The sequence below is a fragment of the Nocardioides sp. Z35_8 genome (assembly GCF_059621125.1).
In genome coordinates, this window is record NZ_JCAQIE010000004.1 from 134,813 (window position 1) to 150,786 (window position 15,974).

The 15,974-nt window shown below is 74.4% G+C and carries 13 protein-coding genes; 7 read left to right on the forward strand and 6 right to left on the reverse strand.

The features are described 5' to 3' along the window. The first annotated feature begins 36 nt into the window (after positions 1 to 36). Both AC54T2_RS17115 and AC54T2_RS17120 read left to right on the forward strand, forming a co-directional pair. Entirely contained in the window at positions 37 to 543 is a 507-nt protein-coding gene (locus tag AC54T2_RS17115) for a hypothetical protein (RefSeq protein WP_496666773.1), read from the forward strand. Positions 544 to 604: 61 nt separating this feature from the next. Continuing rightward, positions 605 to 1,849: a phospholipase D-like domain-containing protein gene (locus AC54T2_RS17120; RefSeq protein ID WP_241005112.1), complete on the forward strand. Its 1,245-nt coding sequence runs from the start codon at positions 605 to 607 to the stop codon at positions 1,847 to 1,849. A gap of 6 nt (positions 1,850 to 1,855) precedes the next feature. Here the strand turns inward: AC54T2_RS17120 and AC54T2_RS17125 are convergent, their stop codons facing one another. Then, positions 1,856 to 2,788, reverse strand: coding sequence for a DNA-3-methyladenine glycosylase family protein (locus AC54T2_RS17125; RefSeq protein ID WP_496666774.1), 933 nt, complete (start codon positions 2,786 to 2,788; stop codon positions 1,856 to 1,858). A 40-nt stretch (positions 2,789 to 2,828) separates the two neighbouring features. On the opposite strand from AC54T2_RS17125, the gene kynA reads away from it, so the two are divergent. After that, the gene (gene kynA, locus AC54T2_RS17130; RefSeq protein WP_496666775.1) at positions 2,829 to 3,704 is read left to right on the forward strand and encodes a tryptophan 2,3-dioxygenase; all 876 of its coding nucleotides are present in this window, start codon (positions 2,829 to 2,831) and stop codon (positions 3,702 to 3,704) included. 30 nt (positions 3,705 to 3,734) lie between these two features. Here the strand turns inward: kynA and AC54T2_RS17135 are convergent, their stop codons facing one another. Next, on the reverse strand, positions 3,735 to 4,544 hold the full coding sequence (locus tag AC54T2_RS17135) for a resuscitation-promoting factor (RefSeq protein ID WP_496666776.1): 810 nt from the start codon (positions 4,542 to 4,544) through the stop codon (positions 3,735 to 3,737). Positions 4,545 to 4,778: 234 nt separating this feature from the next. Here AC54T2_RS17135 and AC54T2_RS17140 point away from each other — a divergent pair, with 234 nt between their 5' ends. The 3 genes from AC54T2_RS17140 to AC54T2_RS17150 all read left to right on the forward strand — a co-directional run bounded on the left by AC54T2_RS17140 (position 4,779) and on the right by AC54T2_RS17150 (position 9,075). Continuing rightward, complete coding sequence (locus AC54T2_RS17140) at positions 4,779 to 5,798, forward strand: App1 family protein phosphatidate phosphatase (protein WP_496666777.1); 1,020 nt, start codon at positions 4,779 to 4,781, stop codon at positions 5,796 to 5,798. A gap of 107 nt (positions 5,799 to 5,905) precedes the next feature. Next, positions 5,906 to 8,644: an ATP-binding protein gene (locus AC54T2_RS17145; protein WP_496666778.1), complete on the forward strand. Its 2,739-nt coding sequence runs from the start codon at positions 5,906 to 5,908 to the stop codon at positions 8,642 to 8,644. Positions 8,645 to 8,712: 68 nt separating this feature from the next. Then, complete coding sequence (locus AC54T2_RS17150; RefSeq protein WP_496666779.1) at positions 8,713 to 9,075, forward strand: GNAT family N-acetyltransferase; 363 nt, start codon at positions 8,713 to 8,715, stop codon at positions 9,073 to 9,075. A gap of 100 nt (positions 9,076 to 9,175) precedes the next feature. Here the strand turns inward: AC54T2_RS17150 and AC54T2_RS17155 are convergent, their stop codons facing one another. Both AC54T2_RS17155 and AC54T2_RS17160 read right to left on the reverse strand, forming a co-directional pair. Beyond that, complete coding sequence (locus AC54T2_RS17155; protein ID WP_496666780.1) at positions 9,176 to 9,787, reverse strand: hypothetical protein; 612 nt, start codon at positions 9,785 to 9,787, stop codon at positions 9,176 to 9,178. Continuing rightward, a complete protein-coding gene (locus AC54T2_RS17160; RefSeq protein ID WP_496666781.1) occupies positions 9,784 to 10,410 on the reverse strand; it encodes an FMN-binding negative transcriptional regulator in 627 nt (208 codons plus the stop codon). Before AC54T2_RS17160 ends, AC54T2_RS17155 begins: the two co-directional genes overlap by 4 nt. 61 nt (positions 10,411 to 10,471) lie before the next feature. Between AC54T2_RS17160 and AC54T2_RS17165 the strand changes: the two genes are divergently transcribed. After that, positions 10,472 to 12,004, forward strand: coding sequence for an ATP-dependent DNA ligase (locus tag AC54T2_RS17165; protein ID WP_496666782.1), 1,533 nt, complete (start codon positions 10,472 to 10,474; stop codon positions 12,002 to 12,004). On the opposite strand, the gene AC54T2_RS17170 is transcribed toward AC54T2_RS17165, so the two are convergent. Next, positions 11,994 to 12,647: a class F sortase gene (locus tag AC54T2_RS17170; protein WP_489976761.1), complete on the reverse strand. Its 654-nt coding sequence runs from the start codon at positions 12,645 to 12,647 to the stop codon at positions 11,994 to 11,996. The genes AC54T2_RS17165 and AC54T2_RS17170 overlap by 11 nt on opposite strands. A gap of 4 nt (positions 12,648 to 12,651) precedes the next feature. Then, positions 12,652 to 15,831 (reverse strand): Ig-like domain-containing protein, encoded by a 3,180-nt coding sequence (locus AC54T2_RS17175; RefSeq protein ID WP_496666783.1) that lies wholly within the window; start codon positions 15,829 to 15,831, stop codon positions 12,652 to 12,654. Positions 15,832 to 15,974 lie beyond the last annotated feature (143 nt).

A 15,974-nucleotide genomic window follows, 5' to 3' on the forward strand; every position in this document is an offset into this window, starting at 1 on the left:
GCCACCGACAGCGGTCGCGCGTGATGGGATCTCCCCGTGGACGACGCACCGACCTACCGCTGGACCGCCGCCCCCCACTCCGCCGCCCGGGCGGCCGACTCCTTCCTGCGCGCGCAGCGGCGCAGCCGGCGCACGGTGACGTTCGCCCTGCTCGCGTGGGTGCTCTACTGCGCCGTCTTCTTCGCCCTCGACCCCGACCCGTCGCGGATCGGCCCCGCGCTCGGGCTCGGCACCGGCACCGTCGCCGTGCTGTTCGGGGCCATCGTGCTGGTCGGCCGCTTCCGGTGGCGCCACGCCTTCCGCCGCCAGCTCGTGCCCGGGCTGGTGGTCACCTCGCGGTTCACCGAGGACGGTCTCGAGCTGAGCAGCCGCGAGGGGACGCAGACGCTGCCCTATGCCAGCCTCGAGTCGCTGCGGCACGACGGCGAGTGGGTCCACGTCCGGCTCGTGGGGTCGCCGACGACCTCCGTCGTGCCCGCCGCCCTGCTCCCGGCCCACGAGCTGGCCCGCTTCCCGGCGTACGCCGACGCGCGTCCCGACTGACCGCCTCCGGCCCCTCGTGCCGGCGGCCCGGCTGGAGGGACACCTCGCTAGATTGACCCCTGTGACCGTCGCCCGCACGCTGACCGCCGTACGGCGCACCCTGCTCACACTGGTCGGGCTCCAGCTCGCCGTCGCCGTCGCGCTCTCGCTCGTCGACTCCTACCGGCGCCGTGGCAAGAAGCCCAAGCCGTTCCCGGTGACGGGGCCCGAGACCGTGCCGGTCGGCGACAGCGAGATCACGACCTACACCTTCGGCCGCGACCTCTACGACGACATGCTGGCCGCCATCGACGGGGCCAAGAAGCAGATCCTCTTCGAGACCTACATCTGGAAGGGCGACGAGATCGGGTGGAAGTTCAAGACCGCCCTCGCCGCCGCCGCCGACCGCGGGGTCGACGTGCACTGCATCTACGACGGCTTCGCCAACCTGGTCGTGTCGCCCGCCTTCAAGCGGTTCCCGTCGTCGCTGAAGGTGCTGCGCTACCCCATGTGGACCGCCGGCTTCCGGGTCTGGGACCTGCGCCGCTACGGCCGCGACCACCGCAAGATCCTCGTCGTCGACGACGAGGTCGCCTTCGTCGGCGGCTACAACATCGGCTCGGCGTACGCCACCGAGTGGCGCGACACGCACGTGCGGATCGCCGGCCCCGGCGTGTGGGACCTCAAGAGGGCGTTCGCCGACCTCTGGAACGTCAACCGGCACCACCGGCTGCGGCGCGACGACCGGCCCCTGCTGCTCGAGACCGCGTCGGAGTGGGACCCCCACATCCGCACGCACCAGAACGTCCCCCGGCAGTGGACGTTCCCGATCCGCAGCATGTACCTCGAGGCGATCGCCCGGGCGAGCCGCAACATCTGGCTCACCACCGCCTACTTCCTGCCCGACCAGGACTTCGTGGACTCGGTGGCCGACGCGGCGCGGCGCGGGGTCGACGTACGCATCCTGCTGCCGCTGAAGTCCAACCACATCGTGGCGGACTGGATCTCGCGGGGCTACTACGGCCAGCTGCTCGCCGCCGGGGTGCGCATCCTCCGCTTCAAGGACGCGATGGTGCACGCCAAGACGGCCACCATCGACGGCAACTGGTCGACCGTCGGCACCGCCAACATCGACCGGCTCAGCCTTCAGGGCAACTACGAGATCAACGTCGAGGTGATCGACCGGGACTTCGCCGCGGTGATGGAGAAGGTGTTCGCCGCCGACGAGTCCAACTGCCTCGAGCTGACCCTGGCGGAGTGGGAGGCGCGCGACCTCAACCGGAAGTTCACCGAGAGCTTCCTCGCGCCGCTGCGTCCGTTCCTCTGAGCGCGCTCAGCGGGTGGGCAGGTGGGTCGGGACGCTCATCCTCGGTCCGCGCCGCGGCCGGGCGCGGCCGCCGGCGATGGCCATCGCGGCGGCGCGGCCGCGCTGGGGACGGTAGGGCTCGAGCAGCTCGCCCATCTCCTCGTCGGTGATGTCGTGGCCGAGGAGGGCCCAGCCGATCCAGTGGGCGAGGTGGTAGTCGCCGAAGCTCACCGCGTCGGGGTCGCCCAGGGCGCGCTGGCGCACCTCGGCGCTGGTCCACACGCCGATGCCGCGGACCGACCGCAGCCGGCGGTCGGCCTCCTCGGCGCCCACCTCGGTGAGTCGCTCGAGCGCCGACGCCAGCCGGCACGCCGTCACCACCGTGCGCGACTGGGCCGGCTGGACGCCGAGGCGCAGCCACTCCCACGACGGGATCGCCGCGATCGTCTCGGGCGTCGGCTGCAGCATCAGCCGCAGGGACGCCACCGGGCCGGGCGCGGGCTCGCCGTGGCGCCGGACGAGCTCGCGGAACGAGCCGAACGCCTCCTTGCCGGTCACCTTCTGCTCGAGGATCGACGGCACCAGCGACTCCATCACGAGCCCGGTGCGCCCGATGCGCCAGTGGCGGTGGGCGCGCCAGCCGGCGGCGACCTCCGGGTGGTGCGGCTCGAAGCCGGTGGGGTCGTCGTCCGCGCCGAGGAGCGCGGGCATCGCGTCGAGCGCCCAGTCGGCCCCCGGACCCCAGGCGCGGCCGACGACCTCGCCGGCCGCCGGCCGGGGGTGCACGCAGAGCGACGCCGGGCCCAGCGGCGTACGCATGGCGCGCCAGACGCGTCCGGACTCCTCGTGGCGCTGCGTCGGGTCGCCCGCGCCACGACGCTGCGGGCGCAGCACCTGGGCGGGCACGCACGGCCAGTCGGGCACCCAGGTGCGGGTGCGCTCGGCGGTCGCGGGGGCCATGGTGCGACGGTAGACGAGGGCACCGACTACCTTGCAGTCCATGGCTCCAGGAACGGGCGAGACACCGGTCACCCCCAACCAGCGCGACCTCGAGGAGGGCATCCAGCGCGACTTCTCCCGCGCGATGTCCTACGGCGACTACCTGCGCCTCGACGTGCTGCTGTCGGCCCAGCAGCCGCTCTCCGACCCTCCGCAGCACGACGAGCTGCTCTTCATCGTCCAGCACCAGACCAGCGAGCTGTGGCTCAAGCTGCTGGTCCACGAGCTGCGCTCGGCCCGCGCGCTCCTGCGCACCGACGACCTCTCCCCCGCCCTCAAGCGGCTGGCCCGGGTCAAGCACATCCAGCACACCCTGACCGACCAGTGGTCGGTGCTGGCGACGCTGACGCCGTCGGAGTACGCCGAGATCCGACCGTTCCTGGCCACCAGCTCGGGCTTCCAGTCCGCGCAGTACCGCGAGGTCGAGTTCCTCCTCGGCAACAAGAACGCCGAGATGGTCAAGGTCTTCTCCCACGACGAGGCCGCGCGGGACGCCCTCGACGAGCTGCTGCACGAGCCGTCGCTCTACGACGAGTTCCTCGCCCACCTCGCGCGCCAGGGCCACGCCGTCCCGCAGCGCCTGCTGGACCGCGACTGGACACGGCCGCACACCACCGACCCCGAGCTGATCGACGTCTTCGCGTCGGTCTACGCCTCACCCGACGAGCACTGGGGCGTCTACGAGACCTGCGAGGAGCTCGTCGACGTCGAGGACGCCTTCCAGCAGTGGCGCTTCCGCCACCTCCAGGTCGTCCAGCGCGTCATCGGCCACAAGACGGGGACCGGCGGGTCGTCGGGCGTCGACTTCCTGCGCCGGGCGCTGGACCTGACGTTCTTCCCCGAGCTCTACGAGGTGCGCACCCGCATCGGGCAGTGACCGCGGCCACTGCCCGACCGGGCGCTCAGCTCAGAGCAGCCGGCCGCAGGTGGGCCACGGCGAGCGGCCGCGCTGCTGGTAGAGCAGCTTGGCGCGGTAGGTCTGCTCGCCGGGCGACGCGGACGTCGGGAGGCCGGAGCCGCCGACGCTGCGCCACGTGCCGAGGTCGAACTGGTAGAGCCCGTAGTAGCCGGCCGGGTTGACCGCACGCGGGTTGCCGCCGGACTCGCAGCTGGCCAGCGCGGCCCAGTTGAGGCCGTCTGCGCCGGCGACCGAGCTGGCCTTGCGGCCGACGAGCACGCGGCGCGGGCGCGGCTCCTTGACCAGGGTGCGCCTGACGACGCGGTAGGTCTCCGGCTCGCCGTTGTGCAGCGTCTTCACGGCGACGATCTCGCGGACGCCGGGCCGACCGGTGGCCACGACCTTGCGGCGACCGGGCTTGAGCTTGGTGGTGGCGACCTCGACCGTGCGCGGGCGGACCTTCTCGCGCTTGGTCTTGCGCTTCTTGACCACGTCGGTCAGGCGGACGACGTCGCCCTGGCGCAGCCGCTTGCGCTTGCCGGAGACCTCGCGGCCGTCGCGGACGACGTCGACCAGGTCGTTGCCGTCGACGGAGACGCCCTGCGCCTCCAGGAGCGCACCGGGCCACGCGCGGGGCGTGGTGGCGACCTCGACGGGCGGCTGGTCGGCGACCTTGAGGCGGACGGCGACGGCCTCGTCGTCCGCCGGCTGGGCGTAGGCGCTGCCGGGCGCAAGGGTCAGGGCGAGGGCTGCCGCGGCGACGCCGGCAGCGGCGCCTCGCAGGCGGACGGACAGGACAGGTGTGGTGGTGGCACGCACGTGCTTCGGACCTCACGGGGGTGTTGTGTGCGCCCTCTCCGGGGCGCTCGGACGCGACACCGTCGAGTCGGGCGTCGAGGCCACGGTGCGCATCACCTCACGATGGGAGGCGCCCCGCTCACGGCGAGGGCACTACCTGCGGCTCGTCCACCAGAACACGATCGCGGGAGCATGTCCAATTGGGAGTGGTGCCCCCGCTCGGCCGCGACGGCTCGCCGTGCCTACGGTTGCGCCATGGACGTACGCCGGTGGGTCGTCGCCGCGGAGCGGGCGTGGGACGGTGCGCGCGTGCGGCGCCGACGGTCGCGGACGCCCGAGCACTTCAGGATCGATCCCTACCTCGGCCACGGCGGGACCGAGGGCGTGGTCGTGCGGGGCCGGGTGCTCGACAACCCCCGGTCGCCCGAGGCGGCGGACGGGGAGGGCGTCGCCGCCGCGGTCCGCCGCACGGTGGGGAACTTCCTGACCGACGAGCTGCCGGGTGTCCCGCTCCGCGTGACGGTCGCGGGTGAGCAGGTCGACGCCGTCACCGACGACGAGGGCTACTTCCTGGCCCGGCTGTCACCGGCACCCGGGGCGCTCACCAGCCCGTGGACCCGCGGGACGGTCGAGCTCGCCGGAGACTACCGGGGACTCACCGGCCAGCCGTCGGCGTCGGTGGACGTGCGGGTCCCGGCTGCCGGCGCGCGGTTCGGGGTGATCTCCGACATCGACGACACCATCCTCCAGACCGGTGTCCAGCGGGTGGTCCGGATGGTGCTGCACACGCTCACCGGCTCCGAGCTCACGCGGGCGCCGTTCCCCGGCGCTGCGGGGCTCTACCGCGACCTGGCTGCGGGCGTGAACCCGGTCTTCTACGTCTCCTCGAGCCCGTGGAACCTGCACTCGTTCCTCGTGGCGTTCCTGCGCCACCACGGGTTCCCCCTCGGCCCGGTGCTGCTGCGCGACCTGCTCGGCACCTCCGCCGGGCGTGAGCAGAAGCACGACCGCATCCGCGAGGTGCTCGACCTCCACCCCGACCTGAGGGTCGTGCTGCTGGGCGACTCCGGGGAGCACGACCCGGAGATCTACGCCGACATCGTCCGCGAGCACCCCGACCGGGTGATCGCGGTCTACATCCGCGAGGTGCGGCTCGACCCCGGCGACGGCCGGGTGGAGAGGGTCGCGGACGCGTGGGGGTCGGAGGTCCCGTTCGTGCTGGCGGCGGACACCGACGCCGTACGCCGCCACGCGGAGGCCCTCGGGCTCGTGTGAGGGGTGATCGCCGGACGGCTGTCAGCGGCGAGACCCGGCCTTGCGGGTGTGCGTGGCGTCCGTGAGACTCACGTCCTCACGCGCAGAGACTGGGGGGAGCCGCCGCCGTGGACCTCGTGGGCAGGGACGCCGAACGAGCGGAGATCGAGCGCCTGCTGGACCGGGCACGCGCCGGCAGCAGCGGCGCCCTCGTGGTGCGCGGCGAGGCGGGCATCGGGAAGACGGTCCTGGTGGAGCAGGCCGCCCTTGGCGCCGCGTCATCGGGGTTCCGGGTGGAGACGTCGGTGGGGGTGGAGGCCGAGGCGCAGTTCGCGTTCGCCGGTCTGCACCAGCTGTGCGGCCCGCTGCTGGGCCACCTCGGCGCGCTGCCGGACCCGCAGCAGGCCGCTCTCGGCGTGGCGTTCGGACTGCGGAGCGGGCCTGCACCGGACCGGTTCCTGGTCGGCCTGGCGACGCTCAACCTGCTGGCCGAGGTCGCCGAGGCGGCTCCGCTGCTGTGCGTCGTCGACGACGCCCAGTGGCTGGACGAGGCGTCCGCGCAGGTGATGGCGTTCGTCGCGCGACGCGTCTCGGCCGAACGCGTGGCGCTGCTGTTCGCGCGCCGCGACAGCAGCACAGCCACCGACGACCCGCTGGCCGGGTTGCCGGAGCTGCGGGTGGCCGGGCTCGGCGAGGCAGACGCGCGGACGTTGCTGGCGACGGGTGTCGCCGCGCCTCTCGACGACGCCGTGCGCGAGCGGATCGCCGCAGAGGCCCGCGGCAACCCGTTGGCGCTGCTGGAGCTGCCCCGGGCCGCACCCGCGACCGTCCGGGCGGGCGGCTTCGAGCTGCCGGACACGCTCAGCGTGCCCCACCGCATCGAGGACGGCTTCCGCCGCCGCTCGGCGACCTTGCCATCCGAGACCCAGCTGCTGTTGCTGGTGGCGGCGGCCGACCCGACCGGCGACCCGGCGCTGCTCTGGCGCGCGGCCTCCCACCTGGGGATCCTCCCCGAGGCGGCCGCGCCCGCCGAGGCGAGCGATCTGGTCGAGATCGGCACCCGCGTACGGTTCCGGCACCCGCTGGTGCGCTCCGCGGTCTACCAGTCGGCCACCGCACCCGACCGGCGTCGGGTGCACGGAGCCCTGGCCGGCGCCACCGACCCGCGGGGCGACCCCGACCGGCGCGCCTGGCACCGGGCGCAGGCCGTGCTGGGCACCGACGAGCACGCGGCCGCAGAGCTGGAGCTCTCGGCCGACCGAGCGCGCCTCCGTGGCGGTGTGGCCGCCGCGGCCGCGTTCCTGCAGCGCGCAGCCGAGCTGACGCCGGAGCCCGCCGCCCGCACGCGGCGGTCGCTGGCGGCCGCCCAGGCCAAGCACGACGCGGGTGCGATCGAGGCCGCGTCGGCCCTGGTGGCGGCCGCCGCCGCGGGGCCGCTGGACGACCTGGCACGCGCCTGCCTCCAGCTGCTGCGCGCCCAGATCGCGTTCCACCTGACACGGGACCAGGACGTGCCCGGCATGCTGCTGGACGCGGCCAGGATGCTCGCCCCGCTCGACCCCGCGCTCTCTCGCGAGACCTACCTGCGCGCCCTCGACGCGGCGATCCTCATCGGCAGCGACGACGTGACGCACATTGCCGCAGCCGCTGCGGCCGCTCCCCCGCCGCCGACACCGGCCCGACCGGTGGACCTGCTCCTCGACGGCCTCGCGACGACGTTGACGATCGGATACATGGCAGGAGCCCCCCGGCTGCGACGCGCCCTCGAGTCGTTCTGCGACGGCACCCTCACCGATCCCGGCCGCGAGCGGGAGAGCGCCGGGTGGCTGTGGCTGGCCGGCCGCAACGCGGTGGCGCTCCTCGACGACGAGCTGCTCCACGCACTGGCCAGCCGCAACGTCGCGCTGGCCCGCGAGTCCGGCGCGTTGGCGACGCTGCCCGCCGCCCTCGGCCTCATGTCGATCACCTCGACCCTGATGGGTGAGCTCGCCCGCGCCGGCGAGCTGGCCGCCGAGGCGACGGCCATCACCCAGGCCACCGGCGGCGTCGAGCTCCGGCACGCCCAGGTCATCCTCAGTGGCTGGTGTGGCGACCGCGCCGCGACCACCGCGCTCCATGCCGGCACCGCCGAGGACGACGCCTACCCCGAGGGGAGCACGGACGCCGCTCAGGCCCTGTACGCGCTGGCAGTGCTCCACAACGGGCTGGGCGACTACGCCGCTGCGCGGGAGGCCGCGTCACGCGCCTGCCGGTCACCCGAGCTCGCGCTGAGCAGCGCCGGCCTCCCCGAGCTCGTCGAGGCCTGCGTCCGTACCGACCACCCCGAGAGCGCCGCCTCGGCGATGGAGCAGCTCGACGCCCGGGCGCGTGCCAGCGGCGCGCCCTGGGCGCTCGGAGTGGCGTCGTGCGCCCGGGCGCTCACGAGCACCGGAGCCGCGGCCGAGGAGCACTACCTCGAGGCGATCGGACAGCTCGGGCGCAGCCGGATGGGCGGCTACCTCGCTCGCACGCACCTCGTCTACGGCGAGTGGCTACGCCGTGAGGGCCGCCGCAGGGACGCCCGCGAACAGCTCCGCACCGCCCACCGGCTGCTCGCCGACATGGGCGCGGAGGCGTTCGCCGCACGCGCCGCACGGGAGCTCCGCGCCACGGGCGAGCACCCACGCGCCCGAGCCGCGCAGCCGACCCACGAGCTCACCGCCCAGGAGCTGAACATCGCGCGACTGGTGGCCACCGGGGCAACCAGTCGCGAGGTCGCCGCCGAGCTGTTCCTCAGCCCGCGCACGATCGAGGCCCACCTGCGGAGCATCTTCCGCAAGCTGGAGATCACCTCCCGCCGGCAGCTCAGGCAGCTGCCGCTTCCCTGAGACAGGTAGGGACCTCGACCGGTCTAGGCAGTTCTCCCCGACGCGAGCAGGCGGCCTGATGGGCGATCGTGTGGACGTCGCACCCGTTCCGAGACCAGGAGGCTCCACCCACCATGCCCATCGACGTCACGGTGACCCGCAACCCCGACCGCCAGCGCTACGAGGCCGTCCTCGGCGACTCGACGGTCGCCGGGTTCCTCGACTACCAGGAGACCAGCGAGCTCGTCGCCCTCACCCACACCGAGGTCGCCCCGTCCTTCGAGGGCCAGGGAGTGGGCAGCGCCCTCGCCCGGGCCGCGCTCGACGACATCCGCGCTCGACGACTGCGGACCCTCGTGATCTGCCCCTACGTCACCAGGTGGCTGCGGCGACACCCCGACTACCGCGACCTGCTCTACAACGCGGCACCGTCCACGGCGGATGACGCATGACGCGCACGACCTGCACCGGACCTCGGGCGGGCGTGTCCTTCGACGCCGAGCGGCGCCAGCACGCTGTGGGAGGTCTCGGCCGCCGTCCAGCAGCGCCCGGCTACAGCGACCGCTCGACGGTCGTCACCACGCTCGTCACCGACGGCCGCTCGGGGGTGCTGGAGAACCCGAAGCGGCAGGGCGGGTCGACCGGGGCCAGCTCCCCGAGCGCGGCGCCGCGCCAGTGACCGGCGATCGCCGTCACCGCGACGACCGACGTCGCGCCGTACCACTCCCGTCGGTCGTTGCCGGCCGTCCCGCGCGTGCGCACCCCGCTCAGCACGACACGCGCCACCGGGTCGACGGCCGAGCACCACGCCGGCGAGGTGGCGACGCGGGCGGGGACCAGGCCGAGCAGCCGGCCCAGCGGCGTACGCCCTCCGGTGACCAGCCGGAGCGAGAGCGAGGGCGTCGACACCTGCCATCCGTCGGCGGTGTCCTCGACACCCACCGGCTCGATGACGTGCTCGTCGAAGGTGTAGGTCGCGGCCACGAACTCGCGCACCCGGTCGTCGGGGGCGAGGAGCACCCGGTGCCCGGAGGCGTCCTCCACCATCACGTCCGCGAAGGCACCCCACGGCGAGTCGTCCCAGCGGCCGACGACGATGCGCACGCCGCTGGTGCTGCCCACGCCGGCGATGCGGCCGGTGAAGCGCTCCCGGGTCCGGCTCACGGGGCCACGAGCCCCTCGGGGTCGCGCCCGTCGGCGGCCAGCCCGGCGGCCACGCCGGCGCGGTCCGCGGCGGAGCGGTTCTGGCTGAGCTTGGCCTTCGCCTCCACCGACGAGACGACCACCTCGACGCCCACGATGGGGCGGAGGTTCTTGTCCACATAGTCGTCCGGGGCGTCGGCGACGGCCCACGGCTCGGCGCGCCGCTGCTCGTGGTGATCGGTCAGGCGGGTGACCAGCCCCCGCACCCAGCCGGCGTCGTCGTGCACCGTGACCGACCCGCGGAGGTGGACCACCGAGTAGTTCCACGTCGGGACGACCCGACCGTGCTCGGCCTTGGCGGCATACCAGGACGGCGAGACGTAGGCGTCCGGTCCGGTGACGATCGCGAGCGCCGGCGCCCCGGCGACGATCCGCTGCCAGTGCCGGTTGGCGCGGGCGAGGTGCCCGACGAGCCGGTCGCCCTCCCAGAGCACGGGCAGGAACGTCGCGTCGGGCACGCCGTCCTCGCCCACCGTGACCAGCTGCGCGGTGCCGACGGCGGCGACGAACGGGCGTACGTCGTCCGGGCCCATCGCGTTGGCGCGCGGCACGTAGAGGGAGGCGGTCGCGGGTGTGCTGCTCATGATGCCCATCCTGCCCGTTCGGGTGGCACTCGCTGTCGGTGCCGGGCGGCAGGATGGACGCATGCTGCTCGCCGAGCTCGTCGCCACCTCCGCCGCCGTGGCCGCCACCCGGTCCCGCAAGGCCAAGGTGGCCGCGCTCGCCGAGCTGCTCGCGCGGGTGGAGCCGGCCGAGCTCGAGGTGGTGGTGTCCTACCTGGGCGGCACGCTGCGGCAGCGTCGTACGGGCCTGGGCTGGCGCGGGGTCAGCGACCTCCCCTCCCCCGCCGACGAGCCGTCGCTGACGGTGCTGGAGGTCGACGCCGCCTTCGAGGCGATGTCGCACCTGTCGGGCGCGGGGTCGCAGCTCGCCCGCAGTGCCGCGGTGGGCGACCTCTTCGGGCGCGCCACCGCCGCCGAGCAGCGGTGGCTGCGCGCCATCGTCACCGGCAACGTCCGCCAGGGCGCCCTCGACGCCATCACGCAGGAGGCGGTGGCCCAGGTGGCCGGCGTGCCCCTGACCGCCGTGCGCCGCGCCGCCATGCTCGCCGGCTCCACGGTCGCGGCCGCGCGGGCGGCGTTCGACGGCGCGCAGGCGCTGGCCGCGATCGGGCTCGAGGTCGGCCGCCCGGTCATGCCCATGCTCGCCTCCAGCGCACCCGACGTCGCCGCAGCGATGGCCGCCCTGTCCCCCGACGGCGAGACCGAGGTCGCGATCGACGCCAAGCTCGACGGCATCCGGATCCAGGTCCACCGCGACGGCGACGTCGTGCTGGTGGTGACCCGCAGCCTCGACGACATCACCGGCCGACTGCCGGAGGTCGTCGACGTGGCCCGCTCCCTCCCCGCGGAGCGCTTCGTCCTCGACGGCGAGGCGCTCGCGCTCTCCGACGACGGACGCCCCCTGGCCTTCCAGGACACCGCGAGCCGCACCGCGCAGGACACCGGCGTCGCCGTCACGCCACACTTCTTCGACGTCCTCCACGTCGACGGTCAGGACCTGCTCGACACCCCCGGCCGCGAGCGCCTCGCCGCCCTCGACGCGCTGGTCCCCGAGCAGCACCGCGTCCGCCGCCTCGTGACCGCCGACCCCGAGGCGGCCGCCGCCTTCGCCGCCGAGACGCTCGCAGCCGGCCACGAGGGCGTCGTGCTCAAGGACCTGTCCGCCCCCTACGCCGCTGGCCGCCGCGGCTCGGCATGGGTCAAGGTCAAGCCGCGGCACACCCTCGACCTGGTCGTGCTCGCCGTGGAGTGGGGCTCGGGCCGGCGCGAGGGCTGGCTGTCCAACCTCCACCTCGGCGCCCGCGACGAGTCGTCACCCACTGGGTTCGTGATGCTCGGCAAGACGTTCAAGGGCCTCACCGACGAGCTCCTGGCGTGGCAGACCGAGCGCTTCCTGGAGCTGGAGACCCACCGCGAGGGCCACGTCGTCCATGTGCGCCCCGAGCAGGTGGTCGAGATCGCCTTCGACGGGGTGCAGCGCTCGACGCGCTACCCCGGCGGCGTCGCGCTCCGGTTCGCCCGGGTGCTGCGCTACCGCGACGACAAGCGGCCCGACGAGGCCGACACCATCGACATGGTCAGGGCCTACGGCTCGCCCGCGTCGGTCAGCTCGTGACCTCGGGCGTGGCGTACCAGATGGTGCGGTGCGTCCAGTCGCCAGGACCACGCCGGGTGCCGGAGCACACGAGGATCGCCAGGCGCGGGCTGCCGGCGGTGTCGTAGAAGCCGGAGAGCGTCGCGTCGGCCCTGACCTGCTGGCGCCGCGTCACCCGGTAGCACAGGACCGTCCCGGCAGGCCCCGAGACCCGCAGCCGGGCACCGGGGCGCAGCCGCTCGAGCAGCAGGTTGCCCAGCGCCGGGGCGTCCTGTCGCGCGCGGTCGCGGGGGTAGGTGTGCGCGGTCAGCCGCACCACGCCGGTGTCGTCGCCGGGTCGCACCCCGGCGCGCTTGTCCCAGGCGAGCTGCCACCTGCCGCGCGCGGTGAGGGGCGGGGGCGTGGGCACGCCGTACCTGTCCTGCCCGCGGGCGAGCACCCGGGTCGGACCCACGACGCCGTCGACCGCCAGGCCGGTCGGACGGAACGCCCGGTCGACCGCCGCGCACGGGTGCTGCGCTCGTTGCGCCTCGACGCGCGCCGGATCGGCGTGCGCCGGGACGCCCCACGGGGCCGCGCCGGACGCCGCGAGTGCGACGCCCAGCACGACCCCGTGGACGAGGACGGCTCGCGGGGCCAGGTGGAGTCGCCTCGCGAGCCTCACCCGATCACGCCCCGGGCGGCCGGAGCCGGAACCCGGTCGCGGGCAGCTGGGCCGGCACCACGGTGATGCCTGCCCGGCCCTTGTTGTTGGAGCGCACCGACTCGCCGGCGACGCGCACCGTGGCGACGTTGACCACCCGGCCCACGGCAGCCCCCGTCGTCGTCGCGACCACGAACACCGGCGCCGCCTTCTTGCCGGCTCCCAGGCCCTTCTGACGCACGCAGGTGACCGTGTCGGCGCGGAGGCGGACCTTGCACGTCCACCCCTTGCCCTTGGCCGAGACCAGCTCGAGCCCCTCGGGCAGCGGGTCGCGCAGCGTGATCGGACCCGACGCGGCGTCGGTGCCCTTGTTGCGCACCGTGAGCCGGTAGCGCACCGAGTCGCCGACCTTCACCTGCGACCCACCGACCGCGCGCTTGGCGAGCACGAGGTCGACGTCGTCACGCGGGGCGGCCGGCACGGCCGGGGCCACGGTGATCGTCACGGTGGAGCGCACGGGGTTGCCGTTGGTGTCGCTCACCCGGTAGTCCACCGAGGTCGCCTGGCCGGCGAAGTCCGGCTCGGGGACGAACGTGATCGCGCCCGTCACCGGGTCGATCGTGTAGACACCCTCACCGGGGACGGTCAGCGTCTTGCCACCGTTGGTGGCGTGGGGCGAGGTGAAGACCACCGTCGTGGGGTCCCAGGCGCCAGGTGTCCCGTCAGCGTGCGGGCTGGGGGTGTCGTTCGGCAGCACGGTCACCGTGACAGGGGTGCCGTGCGGGGTCGTGCCGGTGTCGGGCTGGGCCGTCGGCGCCGGACGCACGGTCACCGTCAGCAGCGCCGTGTCGGTCGTGCCGTTGCTGTCGCGGATCTCGTACTCCACCGCCGCGGTGGTCCCGGTGAATCCCTGCGCCGGGGTGAAGGTCACCGAGCCGTCGGGGTTCATCTGCCAGGTGCCCTGCGGGGTCACGAGGGTCTTGCCGCCGTTGGTGGCCGCCGGGCTGGTGAGGACCGTCGCGCCGGGCACCAGCGGCGCCGACGAGGCACCCGCCGCGTCGTCCGTCACGGCCGGCAGGGTCACCGGCGTGCCGTACGGCGTGGTGGCGGTGTCGTCGTTCGCCACCGGCACGATGGGCTCCACCGTGATCGTCAGCGTCGACGTCGCGTCGTTGCCGACGGTGTCCGTGACCGTGTAGGTCACCGAGGCGGCCTGTCCGGTGAACTGCGGCTCGGGGTCGAAGGTGACCTGACCGGTGACCGGGTCGATCGTGTAGACGCCCTCACCGGGCACCGCCAGCGTCCTGCCACCGCCGGACACGGTGCCGGGGTTCGGGCCGGCGGGGAAGACCACCGAGGTCTCGTCCCAGCTGCCCGCGGATCCGTCGGCGAGCAGCCCCGGGGTGTCGCTGGGGAGCGGGTCGAGCGTCACGTCGATGTTCTGCGGGGTGGTCCGGGTGTCGGGCGCGGCGACGGGGCCGGGCCGCACGGTGACGACCAGGTCGGCGGTGTCGGTGCCACCTGCGGCGTCGGTGATCCGGTACTCGACCGGCGGGGTGGTGCCCACGTAGCCGGCCGCCGGCGTGAAGGTGACCGTGCCGTCGGCGTTGACCTGCCAGGTGCCCTCAGCGGTGACGAGGGTCTTGCCACCGTTGGTCGCCGCCGGGCTGGTGAAGACGGTCGACGTCGGCACGATGGGCGTGCCGGGGTCGCTCGGGTCGTCGTTGGCCGCACCGGGCAGCGTCACCGGGGTGTTGAACGGGGTGTTGCGGGTGTCGTCGGTCGCGACCGGCGGTCCGGCGGTCACGGTCAGCTCCGCCTCGGCGCTGTTGTCGGCCGCCGCCCCACGATCGGTGGTGCTGACGACGTTCTCGATGATGGTGCCGCCGGGCGTGCCCGTCGGGATCTCGTGCGTGTAGGTGACCGTGATGGTCTCCCCCGGGTCGATGCCCCGGAACCCCGAGTCGGGAGAGCTGGCCACACCATCGACGTACGGGCGTCCGCACGTCATCGAGCCCGGCATCGGGTCGCCCACGGCAACGCCGCACGTGACCGCACCGCGGGCGAGGGCGCGGTCGTTGCTGCCGCCGGTGACGTCGACGGACGTGATCGTCTTGTCGCCGGGACCGGGGAGGGTGTCCTCGATGGTGACGAGATCACTGCGAGTCATCGGGTCGGGACCGTTGTTGGTCACGGAGACCGTCCAGGTCACCGTGTCGCCCGGCGCCGGAGTCGGGTCGTCGACCGACTTGGTCACCGCGAGGTCGTAGTCGCAGGGGACCCAGTCGAGGACCACGTCGCCCGCCTGGCCGTCGCCCGCGGTCGCCCGCTCACCCACGGCCACCGAGCTCACGCTCGCGACCGGGAACCCGGTCAGGCCCGGGCTCTCGACGGCGACGAAGCTCGCGCCGCCGCCGCCTCCCGCGCCGGTGACCCCGCCGTTGGTGAGGCCGCCGTTGCCGTTGCCGACGGTCGAGGCGGCGCCGCCGCCGCCGAACCAGCCGCCGCCACCACCACCGCCGGTGTCGGGGGTGTTGTCGGGACCGGCGTTGCCGCCCGTGCGTCCGACGCCCGGGGTCCCGCTCCGCACGGCGTCGGCGCTGCTCGCGCCGCCTGCCCCCGGACCGGCCGTACCACCACCGGCGCCGGCGCCGACGACGGTCTGCGCCGGCTCGTCGCGACCGTCGACGCCGTTCCCACCAGCGGTGACGCCGGGTGCGGAGGGGAGACCGGCGTCGCCGCCGCCACCCTGGGTGAGCGAGTGCCCGCCGCCGGAGCCGCCGCCACCGCCGGCCACCACGACGTCGTCGCCGTCGAGCTGCAGCGAGGTCCAGCCGCCGCCGCCGGCGCCCGGGTGGATCTGGTTCGAGCCGGTGAGCTGGCCGCCGTTGCCGCCGCCGTTGCTGCCAGCCGTGCGGACCTGCGCGCCGCCACCACCCACGACGCCGCCGAACGACTCACCGGGCACGACGGCGAATCGGGCGCTGATCCGCGCGGCCGCACCGTTGGCGCCGGGCTGGCTCATGCCGCCGACCATGTTGTGCCCACCGGCGCCACCGGTCACCCGGACGTCGACGAAGCAGGCACCGTTGGGTACGACGCCGGAGTAGGGCCCGACGCCCGCGGAGAACGTGACCGGGTCCGGCGCGGGGGCGGCGAGCGCCGAGGTCGTGCCGACCGAGGCGGTCAGGCCGGTCAGGGCCACGCTGGTGGCCAGTGCGATCCCGAGCCTCCTGGTGGAAGTACGACTGTGGGGGCTTCGACGAGACGTCGGGAGGGCACGCATGCGCTGTCTTTCGCTGGGGGTCATGGGCGCGCAGGGCACCATCGCGCCCCACGCGCCACAGA